Here is a 17,449-nt window from a genome sequence, read left to right on the forward strand (position 1 = left end):
TGATCCGACGCCATCGCGAGCAGGCTCGCTCCCACAGCGGGCCTGCGGTGAAACGCCAATTTCGTGAACGCCGGAAACAACTGTGGGAGCGTCAGAGTTCGCCGAGGCCGTCGATCAGCGCCTGGTTCTGCTCCGGTGTGCCAATGCTGATTCGCAGGAACTGGGCGATCCGTTCCTGCTTGAAGTGCCGCACGATCACGCCCTGCTCGCGCAGCTTCGCCGCTAACCCGGCGGCATCGTGCCGAGGATGACGGGCGAAGATGAAGTTGGCCGCCGAAGGCAGCACCTCAAACCCCTTGGTCTCCAACTGCGCCACCACCCATTCGCGATGCTCGATGACCAACCGGCAGGTCTGCTCGAAATACGCACGGTCGTCGAACGCCGCCGCGCCGCCGACGTTTGCCAGGCGATCCAGCGGGTAGGAGTTGAAGCTGTTCTTGATCCGCTCCAGCGCTTCGATCAGGTCAGGATGGCCCACCGCCAGGCCCACCCGCAGCCCCGCCAGCGAACGGGACTTGGACAGCGTCTGGGTGACCAGCAGGTTCGGGTAACGGTCCACCAGGCTGATGGCTGTTTCGCCGCCGAAATCGATGTAGGCTTCATCGACCACCACCACCGAATCCGGACTGGCCTTGAGGATCTGCTCCACCGCCTCCAGCGCCAGCAGGCAACCGGTCGGCGCATTCGGATTGGGGAAGATGATCCCGCCGTTCGGCTTGGCATAGTCTGCGGGGGCGATCCGGAACTGCTCATCCAGTGGCACCGCGTCGAACCGGATGCCGTACAGCCCGCAGTAAACAGGGTAAAAGCTGTAGCTGATGTCCGGGAACAGGATCGGCTGGTCGTGTTGCAGCAGGCCATGGAAGATATGCGCCAGCACTTCATCCGAACCGTTACCGAGGAACACCTGGTTACCCTGCACGCCGTAATAGCGGGCCACCGCGTTTTTCAGCTGGTCGCTGTTGGGATCCGGGTACAGGCGCAGGTTGTCGTTCAGCTCGGCCTGCATCGCCGCGAGCGCCTTGGGCGAGGGTCCGTAGGGGTTCTCGTTGGTGTTGAGCTTGACCAGCCGGGTCAGCTTCGGCTGTTCACCCGGCACGTAAGGCACCAGGTTCTTGACGAACGGGCCCCAGAATTTACTCATGTCAGTTCCCCTGCCCGTCAATCGACGGCTCATCAAGAATGCGGTACTCGGCGCTACGGGCGTGGGCGCTCAGCGATTCGCCACGGGCCAGCACCGAAGCCGTCTTGCCCAACTCGGACGCGCCCTGCTCGGAGCAGAAGATGATCGACGAACGCTTCTGGAAGTCATACACCCCCAGCGGCGAGGAGAAACGCGCGGTACCGGAAGTCGGCAACACGTGGTTGGGACCTGCACAGTAATCGCCCAGGGCTTCACTGGTGTGGCGGCCCATGAAAATTGCACCGGCGTGACGGATCTTCGGCAGCCAGGCCTGCGGATCGCCGACCGACAACTCCAGGTGCTCCGGTGCGATGCGGTTGGCAACCTCGATCGCCTGCTCCATGTCATCGACCTTGATCAACGCGCCACGGCCATTGATCGACGTGTTGATGATTTCGGCGCGATCCATGGTCGGCAGCAGCTTGTCGATGCTGGCGGCGACCTTGTCGAGAAACTCCGCGTCCGGGCTGACGAGAATGGCCTGGGCGTCTTCGTCGTGCTCGGCCTGGGAGAACAGGTCCATGGCGATCCAGTCCGGGTCGGTCTTGCCATCACACACCACAAGGATCTCCGACGGGCCGGCAATCATGTCGATACCCACCTGGCCGAACACGTGACGCTTGGCCGTGGCGACATAAATGTTGCCCGGTCCGACGACCTTGTCGACCCTCGGCACGCTTTCGGTGCCGTAAGCCAGGGCGGCCACGGCCTGGGCACCGCCGATGGTGAAAACCCGGTCCACACCGGCGATGCAGGCCGCAGCCAGTACCAGTTCGTTGATTTCACCGCGCGGGGTCGGGACGACCATGACCACTTCGGTCACGCCGGCGACCTTGGCCGGGATAGCGTTCATCAGCACCGAGGATGGGTAAGACGCCTTGCCGCCTGGCACGTACAGGCCGGCGCGGTCCAGGGGCGTGATTTTCTGGCCCAGCACCGTGCCGTCTGCCTCGGTGTAGCTCCAGGAGTCCTGCTTTTGCCGTTCGTGGTAGTCGCGCACCCGGGAGGCGGCTTTTTCCAGCGCTTCACGCTGGGGCACGGTGATCCGGGTCAGGGCCAGTTCCAGGCGCTCGCGCGGCAGAATCAGGTCGGCCATGGACGCCACCTGCAGGCCGTCGAACTTCTGGGTGAATTCCACCAACGCGGCATCGCCGCGCTCGCGCACGGCCTTGATGATGTCCAGCACCCGCTGATTGACCGAGTCGTCAGACACACTTTCCCAGCTCAGCAGATGATCCAGATGATGGGCGAAATCCGGATCGGCAGCGTTGAGTCGGCGAATCGAAGTGGGAGCGGTCATAGCGAGGGCCTCATTAATGGCAAATGCTCAGGCGCCCTAAGCTACCAGTCCATTCGCGTGGGCACCTGAGAAATTGGCTATGACACGGATAGACGGGCGCGACCGGAGTCGCGCAGGTGTATCAGCCGCGGTGTCGCGATTCCACTGCCTTGCGCAGGGTATCGATCAAAGCCTGGATACGGGCGTGCTGCATTTTCATCGAAGCCTTGTTGACGATCAGCCGGGAGCTGATATCGGCGATGAAATCCTGGGGCTCCAGGCCATTGGCCCGCAGCGTATTGCCAGTGTCGACCACGTCGATGATCTTGTCCGCCAGGCCGATCAGCGGCGCCAGCTCCATCGAACCGTACAACTTGATGATGTCGACCTGACGACCCTGTTCGGCGTAGTAACGCTTGGCGACGTTGACGAACTTGGTCGCCACCCGCAGACGCCCCTTGGGTTCGGTCGCACCGACTTTACCGGCGGTCATCAGCTTGCAGCGGGCGATCCGCAGGTCCAGCGGCTCATACAGGCCCTGGCCACCGTATTCCATCAGCACGTCCTTGCCGGCAACACCCAGGTCGGCGGCGCCGTGTTCAACGTAAGTCGGCACATCGGTGGCACGCACGATCAGCAAGCGCACATCGGCCTGGGTCGTGGGGATGATCAGCTTGCGGCTCTTGTCCGGATTCTCGGTCGGCACGATGCCCGCTTCAGCCAGAAGCGGCAGGGTGTCGTCAAGGATGCGGCCCTTGGACAGTGCGATGGTCAACATGGAAGACGTCAGTCCTTATCAAGGTACTCATGCCCGGTCGCAAACGGCGCCGAACAGACATCGAGGGTGCAAAGACACCCTCGATCTGAAACGAAATCAAGGCACATCCTTGTGCCCATGCAGCCAGGACTAGCCCGGTACGCGGCGGATCTTGGCGCCGAGCATCTGCAGTTTTTCTTCGATGCATTCGTAGCCACGGTCGATGTGGTAGATGCGGTCGATCAACGTGTCGCCCTCGGCAATCAGGGCCGAGATCACCAGGCTGGCCGAGGCCCGCAGGTCGGTGGCCATGACTGGCGCGCCCTTGAGCTTTTCGGTACCGGTAACGATGGCGGTGTTGCCTTCGACCTGGATCCTGGCGCCCATGCGGTGCAGTTCGTACACGTGCATGAAGCGGTTTTCGAAGATCGTCTCGATCACCGCGCCCGTGCCTTCGGCAATCGCGTTGAGGGAGATGAACTGGGCCTGCATGTCAGTCGGGAACGCCGGGTACGGAGCGGTCCGCACGTTGACGGCTTTTGGCCGCTTGCCGTGCATGTTCACTTCGATCCAGTCTTCGCCGCAGGTGACTTCGGCACCGGCTTCCTTGAGTTTTTCAAGAACGGCTTCAAGGATGGTCGGATCGGTGTCCTTGACCTTGACGCGACCACCGGTGACGGCAGCGGCCACCAGGTAGGTGCCGGTTTCGATCCGGTCCGGCATCACTTTATAGGTGGCTGAATGCAGGCGCTTGACGCCGTCGATGGTGATGGTGTCGGTGCCGGCGCCTTTGATCTTGGCGCCCATGGCGATCAGGAAGTTCGCCAGGTCCACCACTTCAGGCTCGCGCGCGGCGTTTTGCAGCACGCTGCGGCCTTTGGCCAGGGCCGCGGCCATCATGATGTTCTCGGTGCCGGTCACGCTGACGGTATCGAAGAAGAAGCTCGCGCCGCGCAAACCGCCTTTTGGCGCCTTGGCCTTGATGTAGCCGCCTTCGACATCGATCACCGCCCCCATGGCCTCCAGGCCGCGGATGTGCAGGTCCACCGGACGCGAGCCAATGGCGCAACCGCCCGGCAAGGCGACTTCTGCTTCACCGAAACGGGCGACCATCGGCCCCAGTACCAGGATCGACGCACGCATGGTTTTCACCAGTTCGTACGGCGCGACCAGGGTCTTGATGGTGCGCGGGTCGATTTCGACGCTGAGCTTCTCGTCGATCACCGGCTCGATGCCCATGCGACCGAACAGCTCGATCATCGTGGTGATGTCATGCAGGTGCGGCAGGTTGGCCACTGTCACCGGGCCATCGCACAGCAGGGTTGCAGCCAGGATCGGCAGGGCGGAGTTCTTTGCCCCGGAAATACGGATTTCGCCATCAAGACGAACGCCGCCGGTAATAATCAGTTTATCCATAAGAATCTCGACGCCCTTGGGCTCAGGTGCGCTCGGCCCAGGCCGCGCTGCTGAAAAATTTCATAGTGACCGCGTGGATGCTGCCATCGGTGATCCATGGGTTCAAATGGGCATAGACCCGCTGCTGGCGCTTCACCGGGCTCAACGCCGCCAGTTCGTCGCTGATCACGTTCAGCTGAAAGTTGCAGCCTTCACCTTCAACTTCCACCTGCGTATCCGGCAGTTTTTTTTCAAGGAAGCTCTTAACTTCTACAGCCTGCATGCTCAACCTCAATCGGCGCCCTGTGCGCGCGGGTCGCACATCATACAAAAAAGCCCCGCGCCTGCGAACCCCGCATGGCAGGACTCTGACAGGGGGCTTTTCCCAGGATGTGGATCAGGGGTGCGCCAACAGCTCGGCCAGCTCGCTGACCTGGGCTATTTCGCGCATGTCTTCGGGCATCTCGCGGATGCTCCACGTCTTGCCGGCCGCCTGGGCGTCCCGAATGAAGCACAGCAGCAGCGACAGGCCGACGCTGCTGGACTTCTGCACCTGCGAGCAATCGATGACCACTTCAGCGGCACCGATTGACTTGATCAGCGCCTGGCCCTGTTTGCGCAGGGCCGGGCCGGTGCGATAGTCGAGCACGCCGCTGAGCATCAGCTCGCCGGCTTCCCCCAGACAAACGACCGATTCACTCATTGCTGCTGCTTCTCTTGGGCGTCTACAGCGACTTCCTTGGCCTTGGCCACTTCACCGGCCCAGCTATCGATGGTCTTGTCCAGGTTGTTGCCATTGCGCTGCATGGCGTCGGCGAACTGATCGCGGAACAGCTTGCCGATATTGATGCCATTGATGACCACATTGCGAACCTTCCACTCGCCATTGATTTTTTCGAGTGTGTAGGACACTGGATAGACCGCGCCGTTGTTGCCCTTGACGGTCATGCCGACGCTGGTGCGCTCGCCCGACTCGTCCTTGGCAGGATCAACCGTGATGCCCTGGTTGTTATATTCCAGCAAGGCGTTGCCATAGAATTGGAACAGGCTGCGCTTGAAATTCTCCTGGAAGCGGGTCATTTGCGCCGGGGTAGCCTTGCGGGAGTACTTGACGGTCATGATGCTCTTGGAAATGCCGTCGGCGTCCACCACGGGACCGACGATACGATTCAGTGATTCGTAGAATGCGCCCGGGTCCTTCTTGTACTGCTCTTTGTTGGCGGAAAGATCCGCCAGCAACTGGTCGGTGGTGGTCTTGATGATTTCGTGGGCCGAAGGCGCGGCCACGGCGTTAGCCATCAACGGCAGCGCCGCGAGCAACACCAACAGGCTGCGTCGCAAGATAGAGATCATTCAGAAGCTCCTCATTTAGCGTCTTTGCTAACGGTATTGAGCAGGAATTTACCGATCAGGTCTTCGAGCACCAGCGACGACTGCGTGTCGTGGATGGTCCCGCCGTCCTTGAGCACGGTATCTTCACCGCCCACGCTGATACCAATGTACTTCTCGCCTAACAACCCGGCCGTGAGGATAGATGCAGTAGAGTCAGTCGGCAGATTATCCACGCGCTTTTCCAACTGCAGGGTCACCCGGCCGGTGAAGTCTTCGCGATTCAGATCGATTGCCGTGACCTTGCCGATGGTGACACCGGCCATGGTTACCTTGGCTCTGACCGTCAAACCGGCGATATTGTCAAAGTTGGCATAAAGTTTATAGGTATCGGTGCTTGCAGTTGGTGCCAGCCCACTGACCCGCAGGGCCAGCAACAGCAAGGCCAGGATGCCAGCCAGCAGGAAAAGGCCGACACCGACTTCCAGGGTGCGGTTTTGCATCAGAAATCTCCAAACATCAAGGCGGTCAGAATAAAGTCAAGGCCCAGGACCGCCAGCGAGGCGTACACCACGGTCTTGGTTGTGGCACGGCTGATTCCCTCGGACGTGGGCTCACAGTCATAGCCTTGAAACACGGCGATCCAGGTCACCACGAAGGCGAATACGGCACTTTTGATCACACCGTTGAGCACATCGTCGAGGAAATTGACGCTGTTCTGCATGTTCGACCAATAGGAGCCTTCGTAGACCCCCAGCCAGTCGACGGCCACCCACGAGCCCCCCCAGATCCCGACGACGCTGAAGATCATCGCCAGTACCGGCAGGGAAATGAAGCCGGCCCACAGGCGCGGGGCAACGATGTACTTGAGCGGGTCGACACCGATCATTTCCAGGCTGGACAGCTGTTCGGTGGATTTCATGTTACCGATCTCGGCCGTCAGCGCCGAACCGGCGCGCCCGGCGAACAGTAGCGCGGTCACCACCGGCCCGAGTTCGCGCAGCAACGTCAGGGCAACCATCTGCCCGACGGCCTGCTCCGAACCATAGCTGGACAAAATGCTGAAGCCCTGCAGCGCCAGCACCATGCCGATGAAGATCCCGGAGACCACGATGATCACCAGGGACATCACCCCCACCGAATGCAGTTGCCTGACCAGCAGGCCAAAGCCGCCGCCGGTCGAGTTGCGACCCAGCAGCGCGTGCATCAGGAACAGCGTAGAACGCCCCAGCACCGCCACCACGTCGATACCCGATCGGCCAAACAGGCGGATTCTTTCCAGTAAAGATTTCTTGCGCATCAGCGCTTCCCCAACAGATCGGTACGGTAATCCGTGGCCGGAAAATGGAACGCCACCGGACCGTCCGGATCACCCTTCATGAATTGGCGAATGCGCGGGTTGTCCGAGTCCTGAAGCTCCTGGGGCGTACCCTGCCCCAGCACCTGACCATCGCCGACCACATAGATGTAGTCGGCAATGCTGGCGGTTTCGGCCAGGTCGTGGGAGACCACGATACTGGTAATGCCCAGCGCATCGTTGAGCAGGCGGATCAGGCGCACGAGCACGCCCATGGCGATCGGGTCCTGCCCGACGAAGGGCTCGTCGTACATCAGGATCTTCGGATCGAGGGCAATGGCCCGCGCCAGCGCGACCCGGCGCTTCATGCCACCGGACAGCTCGTCCGGCATCAGGTCAAGGGCACCACGCAGCCCGACGGCCTGCAACTTGAGCAGGACGATGTCGCGGATCATCTCTTCCGGCAGGTCGGTATGGACACGCAGGGGAAAGGCCACGTTCTCGAATACGTCCAGGTCGGTAAACAGCGCACCACTCTGGAACAACACACCCATGTGCTTGCGTGCATCGAACAGATCGCTGCGCGACAGCAGGGGAAGATTCTGGCCATTGACCCAGACTTCGCCGGCACTGGGGCGCAGCTGTGCGCCCATCAGGCGCAGCAATGTGGTCTTGCCGCACCCGGAAGGCCCCATGATGCCGGTCACCTTGCCGCGTGGAATGCGAATATCGATGTCATTGAAAATGCTGCGCGTCCCTCGCCTGAAGGACAATCCCTTCAGCTCGACCGCGTAGGCGTTGTCGGCACTCATCTAAACTCCTTGCGATGCAGCCTCACATTCGAACGCCCCGGCCAGCCGACCAACGCCGGTACCGCCGGACATCCGAACCGGCGGCGAACTATATCACTGCAACCGTCCTGCGCCCAAGGCCCATGCCAGCGGCCAATCAGACCGCTGCCGGTTTAAAGAACACCGCTTGTGTCAAGCCCCGCGACTCATTCACACAAAGCATGACGAACTTACGTGAGGGAATTGTTCATTGCCGCTATAATCGGCGCCTTTTCATCGGGCTATACGATTTCTGACATGAGCCAATCCAGCGACCTGATTCAATCGGCACAACGCACCATCCGCCTCGAACTTGAAGCCGTACAAGGCTTACTGCCCCATATCGACGCTGATTTCGTGCGCGCCTGTGAGATTATTCTGGCCAGCAAGGGCCGTGTGGTCGTGGTTGGCATGGGCAAGTCCGGGCACATCGGCAACAAAATTGCCGCCACCTTGGCCAGCACCGGCACCACGGCATTTTTCGTCCATCCGGCCGAAGCCAGCCACGGTGACATGGGCATGATCACCCGCGACGACATCATCCTCGCGCTGTCCAACTCCGGCACCACCAATGAAATCATCACGCTGTTGCCGCTGATCAAGCGCCTGGGCATCCAGTTGATCAGCCTCACTGGCAATCCGGATTCACCGCTGGCCAAGGCCGCCGAAGTGAACCTCAACGTGCATGTCGAACACGAAGCCTGCCCGCTGAACCTGGCACCGACCTCCTCCACCACCGCCGCTCTGGTCATGGGCGATGCCCTGGCCGTGGCGCTGCTGGAAGCCAGGGGCTTTACCGCCGAAGACTTCGCTTTCTCTCATCCCGGTGGCGCCCTCGGCCGTCGCCTGCTGCTGAAAGTCGAAAACGTGATGCACGCAGGTCAAGCGTTGCCGCAAGTGCAGCGCGGCACGCTGCTCAAGGACGCGCTCATGGAAATGACCCGCAAGGGCCTGGGCATGACCGTGGTCCTGGAAGCCGATGGCAAACTGGCCGGGATCTTCACCGACGGTGACCTGCGCCGCACCCTGGACCGTACCGTCGATATCCACAGCGCAACCATCGACCAGGTCATGACGCCCCACGGCAAGACGGCCCGTGCCGAGATGCTCGCCGCCGAGGCCTTGAAAATCATGGAAGACCACAAGATCAGCGCCCTGGTGGTCGTCGACGACGATGACCGTCCGGTGGGCGCCCTGAACATGCACGATTTGTTGCGTGCGGGAGTCATGTAAATGAGCACAGATCTGTTGCAACGCGGCAAGGCCATCAAGCTGGCCGTATTCGATGTGGACGGCGTGCTGACCGACGGTCGCCTGTATTTCCTCGAAGACGGCAGCGAGTTCAAGACCTTCAACACCCTCGACGGCCAGGGCATCAAGATGCTCATGGCCGCCGGCGTGCAGACCGCCATCATCAGTGGCCGCAAGACCCCAGTGGTCGAGCGTCGCGCGAAGAACCTGGGCATCCCTCACCTTTACCAGGGGCGCGAAGACAAGCTCGTCGTCCTGGACGAGCTTCTGGGTCAGCTCAACCTGAGCTATGAACAGGTGGCCTACCTCGGTGACGACCTGCCGGACCTGCCGGTGATTCGCCGGGTCGGCCTGGGCATGGCGGTCGCCAATGCGGCCGGTTTCGTACGCGAACATGCCCACGGTGTGACCACGGCTCGCGGCGGCGAAGGTGCGGCCCGCGAATTCTGTGAACTGATCCTGCGCGCCCAGGGCCGTCTCGAAGCGGCCAACGCCGCGTACCTGTGAGCCATTTATGCTGAGCAAGAAAATTCGCACTATCGTGGTATTTGCCTGTATCGCGGCGATTTTTGCCGCAGTGGGCTACTGGAACATCAGCCCGGAACGGTTTCTCGACCAACCCGCGGCCGTGGTCGAGGAAAAAATCGACTGGTATGCCACCAACACCCATACCCTGCAGTACCTGCCCGACGGCAAGGTGCAGTACGAGATGACGGCCGACAAGGTCGACCATGTCAAGGCGACGGATATTACGCTGGTCACCACGCCAGACCTGAACATGTTCCGCGGCACCGCGTTTCCATGGCATGTGCAGAGCGAGCACGCCGAGGTCAACTCCGGCGGCACCGAAGTGGAACTGATCGACTCGGTGCGCGTCGCCCGGACCGATGAGAAAAACCGCACGACCATCATCACCAGCACACGCATGACCGTGTTCCCGCAGCAGCAATATGCGCAGACCGAGCAACCCGTTAGAATCGACGGTGCCGGCGGTGTATCGACCGGCACGGGCATGAAAGCGTATTTGAAGGAAAGCAGGATACACCTGCTATCGAACGTAAGAGGACAGTATGAAGCTCGCTAAAACCCTCCCTATTTTGCTCAGTCTGGGCGCAGCACTGGGAAGCGCGAGCGCCTGGGCTCTTCCCAACGACCGCGACCAACCTATCCGTATCCAGGCCGACGACGCCCAGCTGGACGACAAGAACGGCGTGGCCACCTATAAAGGTGACGTGATCATCACCCAAGGCTCGATGAAGGTGACCGGCAACACCGTCACCATCACCCGCACCCCAAATGGTGACATTGATGTGGTGACCTCGGTGGGCAACCTGGCCTACTTCGAGCAGTTGCAAACCGCCGGCGACACCAAGCCCGTGCAGGGCTACGGCGTGACCATCCAGTATCACGCGTCCCAGGACCGCGTCGTCCTGATCGACCGGGCCAAGGTCATCGACAAGGACAACAACGTCACCCAGGGCGAGAAAATCGTCTACGACACCAACAAGAAACTGGCCAGCGCCGGTCGCGCCACCGGCAGCAAGGTGACCGAGCAGCGTCCACGGATCGACATGGTGATCCAGCCTAAAAAGAAAACCGAGCAGAAGGCCCAGTAATGGCAACTCTGAAAGCTCAGCACCTGGCCAAGAGCTACAAGAGCCGTCAGGTCGTGCGTGATGTCAGCCTGTCCATCGACAGCGGCCAGATCGTCGGCCTGCTCGGCCCCAACGGCGCGGGCAAAACGACCTGCTTCTACATGATCGTCGGCCTGGTCCAGGCCGACCAGGGTCGTGTGCTGATCGACGACCTGGACGTCAGCCATCAGCCGATGCACGGTCGGGCCAAGGCGGGTATCGGCTATTTGCCGCAAGAAGCGTCGATCTTCCGCAAACTGTCGGTGGCCGACAACATCATGGCGATCCTCGAGACCCGCAAGGAACTCGACAAGGCCGGTCGTCGCCAGGAACTGGAAAGCCTGTTGCAGGAATTCCACATCAGCCACATTCGCGACAACCTGGGCATGAGCCTGTCCGGTGGCGAACGGCGCCGCGTGGAGATTGCCCGCGCGCTGGCCACCGCACCGAAGTTCATCCTGCTCGACGAACCCTTCGCTGGCGTGGACCCGATCTCGGTGGGCGATATCAAGCAGATCATCCACCACCTCAAGGCCAAGGGGATCGGCGTGCTGATCACCGACCATAACGTGCGCGATACCCTGGACATCTGCGAAACCGCCTATATCGTCAATGACGGCCAGCTGATCGCCGAGGGCGACTCCGCTGCCATCCTGGCCAACGACCTGGTCAAGGAAGTGTATCTGGGCCATGAGTTCCGCCTGTAAGCCAAAAATGCCTGGCGAAGCGCTGCGGGCATCGCCGATTTTATTATGGTGATGCCCTAGGCAAACACTTCAGTTTCAGGCATATAATTTGCTTAAGTTAGGCGCTCCGGCGCCCTGTAGTGGATGGCGCATGTGCGCCGGCGAATAAGGTGTTAAGCCCCTGCCATGAAACCATCGCTAGTCTTGAGAATGGGCCAGCAGCTGACGATGACGCCGCAGCTGCAACAGGCCATCCGCCTGCTCCAATTGTCGACCCTGGACCTGCAACAGGAAATCCAGGAGGCCTTGGAGTCCAATCCGATGCTCGAACGCCAGGAAGAAGGCGACGACTTCGATAATACCGATCCACTGGCCGACAACGTCGAGCAGAAAACCAACACCGAAATCCCTGAACCGTCGTACCAGGAGGCCGCCCCAACGGTGGATAACCTCGAGGAGGGCGAATGGAACGAGCGGATTCCCAACGACCTGCCCGTCGACACGGCCTGGGAAGACGTCTACCAGACCAGCGCCAGCAGCCTGCCGAGCAGCGATGACGACGAGTGGGACTTCACGACCCGGACCTCCGCTGGCGAGAGCCTGCAAAGCCACCTGCTGTGGCAGTTGAACCTGGCGCCGATGTCCGATACCGATCGCCTGATCGCCGTCACCCTGATCGATTGCATCAACAACCAGGGTTATCTGGACGAGACGCTCGAGGAAATCCTCGAAGCCTTCGACCCTGAGCTCGACATCGAGCTGGACGAGATCGAAGCCGTTCTCCACCGCATCCAGCAGTTCGAGCCGGCCGGCATCGGCGCCCGCAACCTGGGTGAGTGCCTGCTGCTGCAACTGCGCCAGTTGTCCGCCAAGACGCCCTGGCTGGCCGAGGCCAAGCGCTTGGTCACTGACTACATCGACCTGCTGGGCGGACGCGACTACAGCCAACTGATGCGGCGCATGAAGCTCAAGGAAGACGAACTGCGCCAGGTCATCGAGCTGGTCCAGAGCCTGAACCCGCGACCCGGCTCGCAGATCGAGTCTACCGAACCCGAATACGTGGTGCCTGACGTCATCGTGCGCAAGCACAACGACCGCTGGCTGGTGGAGCTGAACCAGGAGTCGGTGCCCAAGCTGCGGGTCAACCCCCAGTACGCCGGTTTCGTCAGGCGCGCCGACACCAGCGCCGACAACACCTTCATGCGCAACCAGTTGCAGGAAGCGCGCTGGTTCATCAAGAGCCTGCAAAGCCGCAACGAAACCCTGATGAAAGTGGCCACCCAGATCGTCGAGCACCAGCGCGGCTTCCTGGAGTACGGCGACGAAGCGATGAAACCGCTGGTCCTGCATGACATTGCCGAGGCGGTAGGCATGCACGAGTCGACGATTTCCCGGGTCACCACCCAGAAATTCATGCATACCCCACGGGGCATCTATGAATTGAAATACTTTTTCTCCAGCCACGTCAGCACCTCCGAAGGCGGCGAATGCTCGTCCACGGCCATCCGCGCGATCATCAAGAAACTGGTGGCGGCGGAAAATCAGAAAAAGCCGTTGAGTGACAGCAAGATCGCTGGTTTACTGGAGGCACAAGGCATTCAGGTGGCCCGCCGTACCGTCGCCAAATACCGCGAATCCCTCGGGATCGCACCTTCGAGCGAACGCAAGCGGTTGATGTAACAGGCCATGTCACAGCGTTCCAGTGGTAGGCATTTCTGCCTGCCGCTTTATGCACTGGCAACGAAGGAGAAGCTGTATGCAAGTCAACATCAGTGGACACCAATTGGAAGTGACCGAACCCCTGCGGACCTACATCGGCGAAAAACTCGACCGATTGGAAAGGCATTTCGACAAGATCACCAACGTGCAGGTCACGATGAACGTCGAGAAGCTGCTGCAGAAAATCGAAGCCACGTTGCATATTCCCGGCGGAGAGGTGGTTGCCAATGCGGAGCACACAGACATGTATGCCGCGATTGACCTGCTGACCGACAAGCTGGATCGCCAACTCAAAAAGCATAAGGAAAAGACCCAGAGCCTCCTCCAGGGCGCCACCGGTCGTTAACCCCCCCAATCCATGATCCGACTAGAAACCATCCTGACCCCCGGCCGTTCCCTGGTGAACGCGCCGGGCGGCAGTAAGAAAAAAGCCCTCGAACAAATTGCCAACCTGATCCACCGTGAAGTACCGGATCTGGAGATGCAGGACGTATTCGAGGCCCTGGTTGCCCGTGAAAAACTCGGTTCCACCGGTTTTGGCAACGGCATCGCCATTCCCCACTGCCGCCTGAAAGGATGCGCCTCGCCGATCAGCGCGCTGCTGCACCTTGAAGCGGCTATTGATTTTGACGCCATCGACGGCGCCCCGGTCGACCTGCTGTTCGTACTGCTGGTACCAGAGGCGGCGACCGATGCGCACCTTGAGCTGCTGCGCCAGATTGCCAGCATGCTGGATCGCAAGGAAGTGCGCGAAAAACTGCGCAGCGCACCGAGTAACGACGCCTTGTATCAGGTTGTCCTGGACGAGCAGAACGGTCATTAAACATGCGCATGATCATCGTCAGTGGTCGCTCCGGCTCCGGTAAAAGCACGGCCCTCAACGTACTTGAAGACAGTGGCTACTATTGCATCGACAACCTGCCCGCCGGCCTGCTGCCGGAACTGGCCGAGCGTGCGCTGATCCATACGGAGCTGGCGCAGCCGCTGGTGGCGGTGTCCATCGACGCGCGCAACCTGCCCAGTCATCTGTCGCGTTTCCCGGCACTGCTCGAAGAGGTGCGCAGCCGGCATATCCAGTGCGATGTCCTGTACCTGGATGCCGACGAAGAAACCCTGCTCAAGCGTTTTTCCGAAACCCGCCGGCGTCATCCGCTGAGCAACGCCAATCGCTCTTTGGCCGAAGCCATCGAGGATGAAACCCAGTTGCTGGGGCCGATCGCCGACCTGGCCGACCTGAAGGTCAATACCACGCACCTTAACCTGTATCAGTTGCGCGACACCATCAAGTTGCGCCTGCTGAACCAGCCGGAGCCAGGCACGGCGTTTCTGGTGGAATCGTTCGGTTTCAAACGCGGCATGCCCGTGGACGCCGACCTGGTGTTCGATGTGCGCTGCCTGCCCAACCCTTATTGGAAACCGGAATTGCGCGAGCAGTCCGGGCTCGACCAGCCGGTGATCGACTACCTGGCCGCACAGCCGGATGTCGAGGAGATGTACCAGGACATTTCCAGCTACCTGCTCAAGTGGTTGCCCCGCTTTGCCGCGAGCAGCCGTGCCTACGTCACGATTGCCATTGGCTGCACCGGTGGTCATCACCGCTCCGTCTACCTGACCGAACGCCTGGGTCAGCTCCTGCAACAATCCCTGAAGAATGTCCAGGTTCGCCACCGCGACCTCAGCTAAAGGATTCACATCGCGATGCCTGCTCGGGAAATAGAAATCATCAACAAGCTGGGCTTGCACGCCCGGGCTTCCGCCAAGTTTGTCGGCGTGGCGGGCCGGTTCAAGGAAACGACCATCCGCGTCGGACGGGCGCCCGAAACCGAAACCATGATCGACGGCAAGAGCATCATGGCCATGATGATGCTCGCTGCGGGCAAGGGCACAACGATTTACCTGGAAACTGAAGGCGAAGAGGCACAGGAAGCGATGGACGCCCTGGAGGCCTTGATCAACAACTATTTCGACGAAGGTGAATAACCCCCCTGCCATGTCGACTTGAGACTGGCTTTTGTGGCCCGAGACTTGTGGGAGCAAGCTTTGCTCCCACAGCTTTTTATCCGATGAAGATCAGCTACCTGCCACTGTCATCCGCTCGATCAGCACCGAACCGGTGCGGATGTTGCTGCGCAGTTCCAGGTCGTTCCCCACGGCAACGATCTGCTTGAACATGTCGCGCATGTTACCGGCGATGGTCACTTCCTGGACCGGGAACTGGATCTCGCCATTCTCGACCCAGAAACCTGCCGCGCCACGGGAATAGTCCCCGGTGACCATGTTCAGGCCATGGCCCATCAACTCAGTCACCAACAGGCCCCGGCCCATCCGCCGCAGCAGAGCGGCCTGGTCTTCTTCGCCATGGGTCACGAACAGGTTGTGCACGCCACCGGCATTGGCGGTGCTCGGCATGCCGAGCTTGCGGCCCGAATAGGTGCCGAGGATGTAGGACACCAGCTCACCGTCCTCCACGAATGGCTTGGCGTAGGTCGCCAGGCCATCGCCGTCGAACGCCGAGCTGCCCATGGCTTGCATCAGGTGCGGACGTTCGTCGATGGTCATCCATTCCGGGAACAGTTTCTGGCCCAGAGCGCCTTCCAGGAACGACGATTTGCGGTACAGGTTGCCGCCGGACACCGCCGACAGGAAGCTGCCAAACAGCCCACCGGCCAGCTCGGCGGAAAACAGCACCGGCACTTCGCAGGTCGGCACCGGCCGTGCGCCCAGGCGGCTGGCCGCTCGTTGGGCGGCTTTCCGGCCGATGCTCACCGGGTCTGCCAGCAAGGTGCCCTGGCGGCTCACGTCGTACCAATAATCGCGCTGCATCTGGCCATTGGCTTCGGCAATCATCACGCAGCTGAGGCTATGGCGCGTCGAGGCATAGCCGCCGATGAACCCGTGGCTGTTCCCATAGACGCGACAGCCCTGGTGGGTGTTGAGTGTCGTGCCATCGGCGTTCTTGATTCGCGCATCGGCCTCGAACGCCGCCGCTTCGCAACGCAGCGCCTGCTCAATGGCCTGTTCAGGGGTGATGTCCCAGGCGTGGAACAGGTCAAAGTCCCGCTGCTCCTTGCACATCAGTGCGGCATCGGCCAGGCCGGAGGCCTCGTCTTCGGAGGTGTGCTGGGCAATCGCCAGTGCCGCAGCGACGGTTTCCCGAATGGCGTCCGGGCCGCTCGCCGAGGTACTGGCCGACCCCTTGCGCTGGCCGACGTACAAGGTGATGCCGAAACCCTGGTCGCGATTGAACTCGACGGTTTCCACCTCGCGCTGGCGTACTGATGTCGACAAGCCCTGCTCCAACGACACCGCCACTTCACAGGCACAGGCGCCCTGGCGCTTGGCCTCGGCGAGGATCTGCTCGACCTGTTCCTGCAGGGCCGGCAACGCTTGCGGGCCGACACTCTGAACTGCACTCATTGGTTTTCTCCATCAAATTCTGCTTTCGGTAAGGCCTTCGAGCGACCGGGCCGGACAAGCGGCCCCCGACTGGTTATCATGGCGGCGTTTCTTTGCGGACTGCCACCATGGTTGATTCTTACGACGACTCCCTCTATGAGGGTGAAAAAAGCAAATCCCAGGTCAAACGCGAGCTGCATGCTCTGGTTGACCTCGGCGAGCGCCTGACAACACTCAAGCCTGACTTGCTGGCCAAACTGCCCCTGACCGACGCGTTGCGCCGGGCCCTGGCCGATGCGCCCAAGCACACCGCGAATATCGCGCGTAAACGGCACCTGCAATTCATCGGCAAACTGATGCGCGACCAGGACACGGACGCCATCCTGGTGCTGCTCGATCAACTCGACGCCTCCACCCGGCAGTACAACGAACGCTTCCATGGCCTGGAACGCTGGCGCGATCGTTTGATCGCAGGCGACGACGGCACCCTGGAAAAATTCGTCATCGACTACCCGGAGGCCGATCGCCAGCAACTGCGCTCCCTGATCCGTCAGGCCCAGCACGAAGTGGCGCAGAACAAGCCACCGGCCTCGAGCCGTAAAATCTTCAAGTACATCCGTGAGCTGGACGAGACTCAACGCGGTCTGCGCTGAGTCACGTACGCGGGTGGAGGTTTCGCACTCCACCCGATGC

The 17,449-nt window shown here is 60.9% G+C and carries 22 protein-coding genes; 11 read left to right on the plus strand and 11 right to left on the minus strand.

All coding sequences use genetic code 11. The features are described 5' to 3' along the window. Nucleotides 1-91 precede the first annotated feature (91 nt). The 10 genes from hisC to J7E36_RS01990 form a co-directional block, all read right to left on the minus strand. Nucleotides 92-1,144: a histidinol-phosphate transaminase gene (gene hisC, locus J7E36_RS01945; RefSeq protein WP_214999356.1), complete on the minus strand. Its 1,053-nt coding sequence runs from the start codon at nucleotides 1,142-1,144 to the stop codon at nucleotides 92-94. A 1-nt stretch (nucleotide 1,145) separates the two neighbouring features. Beyond that, complete coding sequence (gene hisD / locus J7E36_RS01950) at nucleotides 1,146-2,483, minus strand: histidinol dehydrogenase (protein WP_214999358.1); 1,338 nt, start codon at nucleotides 2,481-2,483, stop codon at nucleotides 1,146-1,148. 121 nt (nucleotides 2,484-2,604) lie between these two features. Next, nucleotides 2,605-3,240, minus strand: coding sequence for an ATP phosphoribosyltransferase (hisG, locus tag J7E36_RS01955; protein ID WP_214999360.1), 636 nt, complete (start codon nucleotides 3,238-3,240; stop codon nucleotides 2,605-2,607). Nucleotides 3,241-3,369: 129 nt separating this feature from the next. After that, nucleotides 3,370-4,635: a UDP-N-acetylglucosamine 1-carboxyvinyltransferase gene (gene murA, locus J7E36_RS01960; RefSeq protein WP_214999362.1), complete on the minus strand. Its 1,266-nt coding sequence runs from the start codon at nucleotides 4,633-4,635 to the stop codon at nucleotides 3,370-3,372. Between the two features lie 22 nt (nucleotides 4,636-4,657). Next, nucleotides 4,658-4,897: a BolA family protein gene (locus J7E36_RS01965; protein ID WP_214999364.1), complete on the minus strand. Its 240-nt coding sequence runs from the start codon at nucleotides 4,895-4,897 to the stop codon at nucleotides 4,658-4,660. 114 nt (nucleotides 4,898-5,011) lie between these two features. Beyond that, complete coding sequence (locus J7E36_RS01970) at nucleotides 5,012-5,317, minus strand: STAS domain-containing protein (protein WP_214999366.1); 306 nt, start codon at nucleotides 5,315-5,317, stop codon at nucleotides 5,012-5,014. Beyond that, nucleotides 5,314-5,967, minus strand: a complete 654-nt coding sequence (locus tag J7E36_RS01975) for an MlaC/ttg2D family ABC transporter substrate-binding protein (protein WP_214999368.1) — start codon at nucleotides 5,965-5,967, stop codon at nucleotides 5,314-5,316. The genes J7E36_RS01970 and J7E36_RS01975 overlap by 4 nt, the downstream gene beginning before the upstream one ends. Before the next feature lie 11 nt (nucleotides 5,968-5,978). After that, nucleotides 5,979-6,446 carry an outer membrane lipid asymmetry maintenance protein MlaD gene (mlaD, locus tag J7E36_RS01980; RefSeq protein ID WP_214999370.1) on the minus strand — a complete coding sequence of 156 codons (468 nt, stop codon included), beginning with the start codon at nucleotides 6,444-6,446 and terminating at the stop codon, nucleotides 5,979-5,981. Then, complete coding sequence (mlaE, locus tag J7E36_RS01985; protein WP_214999373.1) at nucleotides 6,446-7,243, minus strand: lipid asymmetry maintenance ABC transporter permease subunit MlaE; 798 nt, start codon at nucleotides 7,241-7,243, stop codon at nucleotides 6,446-6,448. Before mlaE ends, mlaD begins: the two co-directional genes overlap by 1 nt. Further along, nucleotides 7,243-8,052, minus strand: a complete 810-nt coding sequence (locus J7E36_RS01990) for an ATP-binding cassette domain-containing protein (RefSeq protein WP_214999375.1) — start codon at nucleotides 8,050-8,052, stop codon at nucleotides 7,243-7,245. Before J7E36_RS01990 ends, mlaE begins: the two co-directional genes overlap by 1 nt. Nucleotides 8,053-8,328: 276 nt before the next feature. Between J7E36_RS01990 and J7E36_RS01995 the strand changes: the two genes are divergently transcribed. From J7E36_RS01995 to J7E36_RS02040, 10 genes are all read left to right on the plus strand, one after another. Next, the gene (locus J7E36_RS01995) at nucleotides 8,329-9,303 is read left to right on the plus strand and encodes a KpsF/GutQ family sugar-phosphate isomerase (RefSeq protein ID WP_214999377.1); all 975 of its coding nucleotides are present in this window, start codon (nucleotides 8,329-8,331) and stop codon (nucleotides 9,301-9,303) included. Continuing rightward, nucleotides 9,304-9,828, plus strand: coding sequence for a KdsC family phosphatase (locus J7E36_RS02000; protein ID WP_042729880.1), 525 nt, complete (start codon nucleotides 9,304-9,306; stop codon nucleotides 9,826-9,828). A 7-nt stretch (nucleotides 9,829-9,835) separates the two neighbouring features. Then, entirely contained in the window at nucleotides 9,836-10,405 is a 570-nt protein-coding gene (lptC, locus tag J7E36_RS02005) for an LPS export ABC transporter periplasmic protein LptC (protein ID WP_214999379.1), read from the plus strand. Continuing rightward, nucleotides 10,392-10,937: a lipopolysaccharide transport periplasmic protein LptA gene (lptA, locus tag J7E36_RS02010; protein ID WP_214999382.1), complete on the plus strand. Its 546-nt coding sequence runs from the start codon at nucleotides 10,392-10,394 to the stop codon at nucleotides 10,935-10,937. The genes lptC and lptA overlap by 14 nt, the downstream gene beginning before the upstream one ends. Continuing rightward, nucleotides 10,937-11,662: an LPS export ABC transporter ATP-binding protein gene (lptB, locus tag J7E36_RS02015; RefSeq protein WP_214999384.1), complete on the plus strand. Its 726-nt coding sequence runs from the start codon at nucleotides 10,937-10,939 to the stop codon at nucleotides 11,660-11,662. The genes lptA and lptB overlap by 1 nt, the downstream gene beginning before the upstream one ends. 165 nt (nucleotides 11,663-11,827) lie before the next feature. After that, on the plus strand, nucleotides 11,828-13,321 hold the full coding sequence (locus tag J7E36_RS02020; protein WP_214999386.1) for an RNA polymerase factor sigma-54: 1,494 nt from the start codon (nucleotides 11,828-11,830) through the stop codon (nucleotides 13,319-13,321). A gap of 76 nt (nucleotides 13,322-13,397) precedes the next feature. Continuing rightward, a complete protein-coding gene (hpf, locus tag J7E36_RS02025) occupies nucleotides 13,398-13,706 on the plus strand; it encodes a ribosome hibernation-promoting factor, HPF/YfiA family (RefSeq protein WP_003178005.1) in 309 nt (102 codons plus the stop codon). Between the two features lie 12 nt (nucleotides 13,707-13,718). Then, nucleotides 13,719-14,183 (plus strand): PTS IIA-like nitrogen regulatory protein PtsN, encoded by a 465-nt coding sequence (gene ptsN / locus J7E36_RS02030; protein ID WP_214999388.1) that lies wholly within the window; start codon nucleotides 13,719-13,721, stop codon nucleotides 14,181-14,183. A 2-nt stretch (nucleotides 14,184-14,185) separates the two neighbouring features. Further along, nucleotides 14,186-15,043 (plus strand): RNase adapter RapZ, encoded by an 858-nt coding sequence (rapZ, locus tag J7E36_RS02035; RefSeq protein WP_214999390.1) that lies wholly within the window; start codon nucleotides 14,186-14,188, stop codon nucleotides 15,041-15,043. A gap of 15 nt (nucleotides 15,044-15,058) precedes the next feature. Next, entirely contained in the window at nucleotides 15,059-15,340 is a 282-nt protein-coding gene (locus J7E36_RS02040; protein ID WP_214999392.1) for an HPr family phosphocarrier protein, read from the plus strand. Nucleotides 15,341-15,430: 90 nt separating this feature from the next. On the opposite strand, the gene pmbA is transcribed toward J7E36_RS02040, so the two are convergent. Next, complete coding sequence (pmbA, locus tag J7E36_RS02045) at nucleotides 15,431-16,777, minus strand: metalloprotease PmbA (RefSeq protein WP_214999394.1); 1,347 nt, start codon at nucleotides 16,775-16,777, stop codon at nucleotides 15,431-15,433. A gap of 107 nt (nucleotides 16,778-16,884) precedes the next feature. On the opposite strand from pmbA, the gene yjgA reads away from it, so the two are divergent. Further along, nucleotides 16,885-17,409 carry a ribosome biogenesis factor YjgA gene (gene yjgA / locus J7E36_RS02050; RefSeq protein ID WP_214999396.1) on the plus strand — a complete coding sequence of 175 codons (525 nt, stop codon included), beginning with the start codon at nucleotides 16,885-16,887 and terminating at the stop codon, nucleotides 17,407-17,409. The last annotated feature ends 40 nt before the right edge of the window (nucleotides 17,410-17,449 follow it).

Source organism: Pseudomonas fluorescens, assembly GCF_018614775.1.
Lineage (GTDB): Bacteria > Pseudomonadota > Gammaproteobacteria > Pseudomonadales > Pseudomonadaceae > Aquipseudomonas > Aquipseudomonas fluorescens_BY.

Coding starts and splice junctions, on each gene's coding strand:
- J7E36_RS02000 (WP_042729880.1), top strand. CDS start 9,304: ATGAGCACAGATCTGTTGCAACGCGGCAAGGCCATCAAGCTGGCCGTA.
- mlaE (WP_214999373.1), bottom strand. CDS start 7,243: ATGCGCAAGAAATCTTTACTGGAAAGAATCCGCCTGTTTGGCCGATCG.
- J7E36_RS02040 (WP_214999392.1), top strand. CDS start 15,059: ATGCCTGCTCGGGAAATAGAAATCATCAACAAGCTGGGCTTGCACGCC.
- J7E36_RS01970 (WP_214999366.1), bottom strand. CDS start 5,317: ATGAGTGAATCGGTCGTTTGTCTGGGGGAAGCCGGCGAGCTGATGCTC.
- ptsN (WP_214999388.1), top strand. CDS start 13,719: ATGATCCGACTAGAAACCATCCTGACCCCCGGCCGTTCCCTGGTGAAC.
- pmbA (WP_214999394.1), bottom strand. CDS start 16,777: ATGAGTGCAGTTCAGAGTGTCGGCCCGCAAGCGTTGCCGGCCCTGCAG.
- lptA (WP_214999382.1), top strand. CDS start 10,392: ATGAAGCTCGCTAAAACCCTCCCTATTTTGCTCAGTCTGGGCGCAGCA.
- J7E36_RS01965 (WP_214999364.1), bottom strand. CDS start 4,897: ATGCAGGCTGTAGAAGTTAAGAGCTTCCTTGAAAAAAAACTGCCGGAT.
- rapZ (WP_214999390.1), top strand. CDS start 14,186: ATGCGCATGATCATCGTCAGTGGTCGCTCCGGCTCCGGTAAAAGCACG.
- yjgA (WP_214999396.1), top strand. CDS start 16,885: ATGGTTGATTCTTACGACGACTCCCTCTATGAGGGTGAAAAAAGCAAA.
- lptB (WP_214999384.1), top strand. CDS start 10,937: ATGGCAACTCTGAAAGCTCAGCACCTGGCCAAGAGCTACAAGAGCCGT.
- lptC (WP_214999379.1), top strand. CDS start 9,836: ATGCTGAGCAAGAAAATTCGCACTATCGTGGTATTTGCCTGTATCGCG.
- murA (WP_214999362.1), bottom strand. CDS start 4,635: ATGGATAAACTGATTATTACCGGCGGCGTTCGTCTTGATGGCGAAATC.
- hpf (WP_003178005.1), top strand. CDS start 13,398: ATGCAAGTCAACATCAGTGGACACCAATTGGAAGTGACCGAACCCCTG.
- hisD (WP_214999358.1), bottom strand. CDS start 2,483: ATGACCGCTCCCACTTCGATTCGCCGACTCAACGCTGCCGATCCGGAT.
- hisG (WP_214999360.1), bottom strand. CDS start 3,240: ATGTTGACCATCGCACTGTCCAAGGGCCGCATCCTTGACGACACCCTG.
- J7E36_RS02020 (WP_214999386.1), top strand. CDS start 11,828: ATGAAACCATCGCTAGTCTTGAGAATGGGCCAGCAGCTGACGATGACG.
- J7E36_RS01995 (WP_214999377.1), top strand. CDS start 8,329: ATGAGCCAATCCAGCGACCTGATTCAATCGGCACAACGCACCATCCGC.
- hisC (WP_214999356.1), bottom strand. CDS start 1,144: ATGAGTAAATTCTGGGGCCCGTTCGTCAAGAACCTGGTGCCTTACGTG.
- J7E36_RS01990 (WP_214999375.1), bottom strand. CDS start 8,052: ATGAGTGCCGACAACGCCTACGCGGTCGAGCTGAAGGGATTGTCCTTC.
- mlaD (WP_214999370.1), bottom strand. CDS start 6,446: ATGCAAAACCGCACCCTGGAAGTCGGTGTCGGCCTTTTCCTGCTGGCT.
- J7E36_RS01975 (WP_214999368.1), bottom strand. CDS start 5,967: ATGATCTCTATCTTGCGACGCAGCCTGTTGGTGTTGCTCGCGGCGCTG.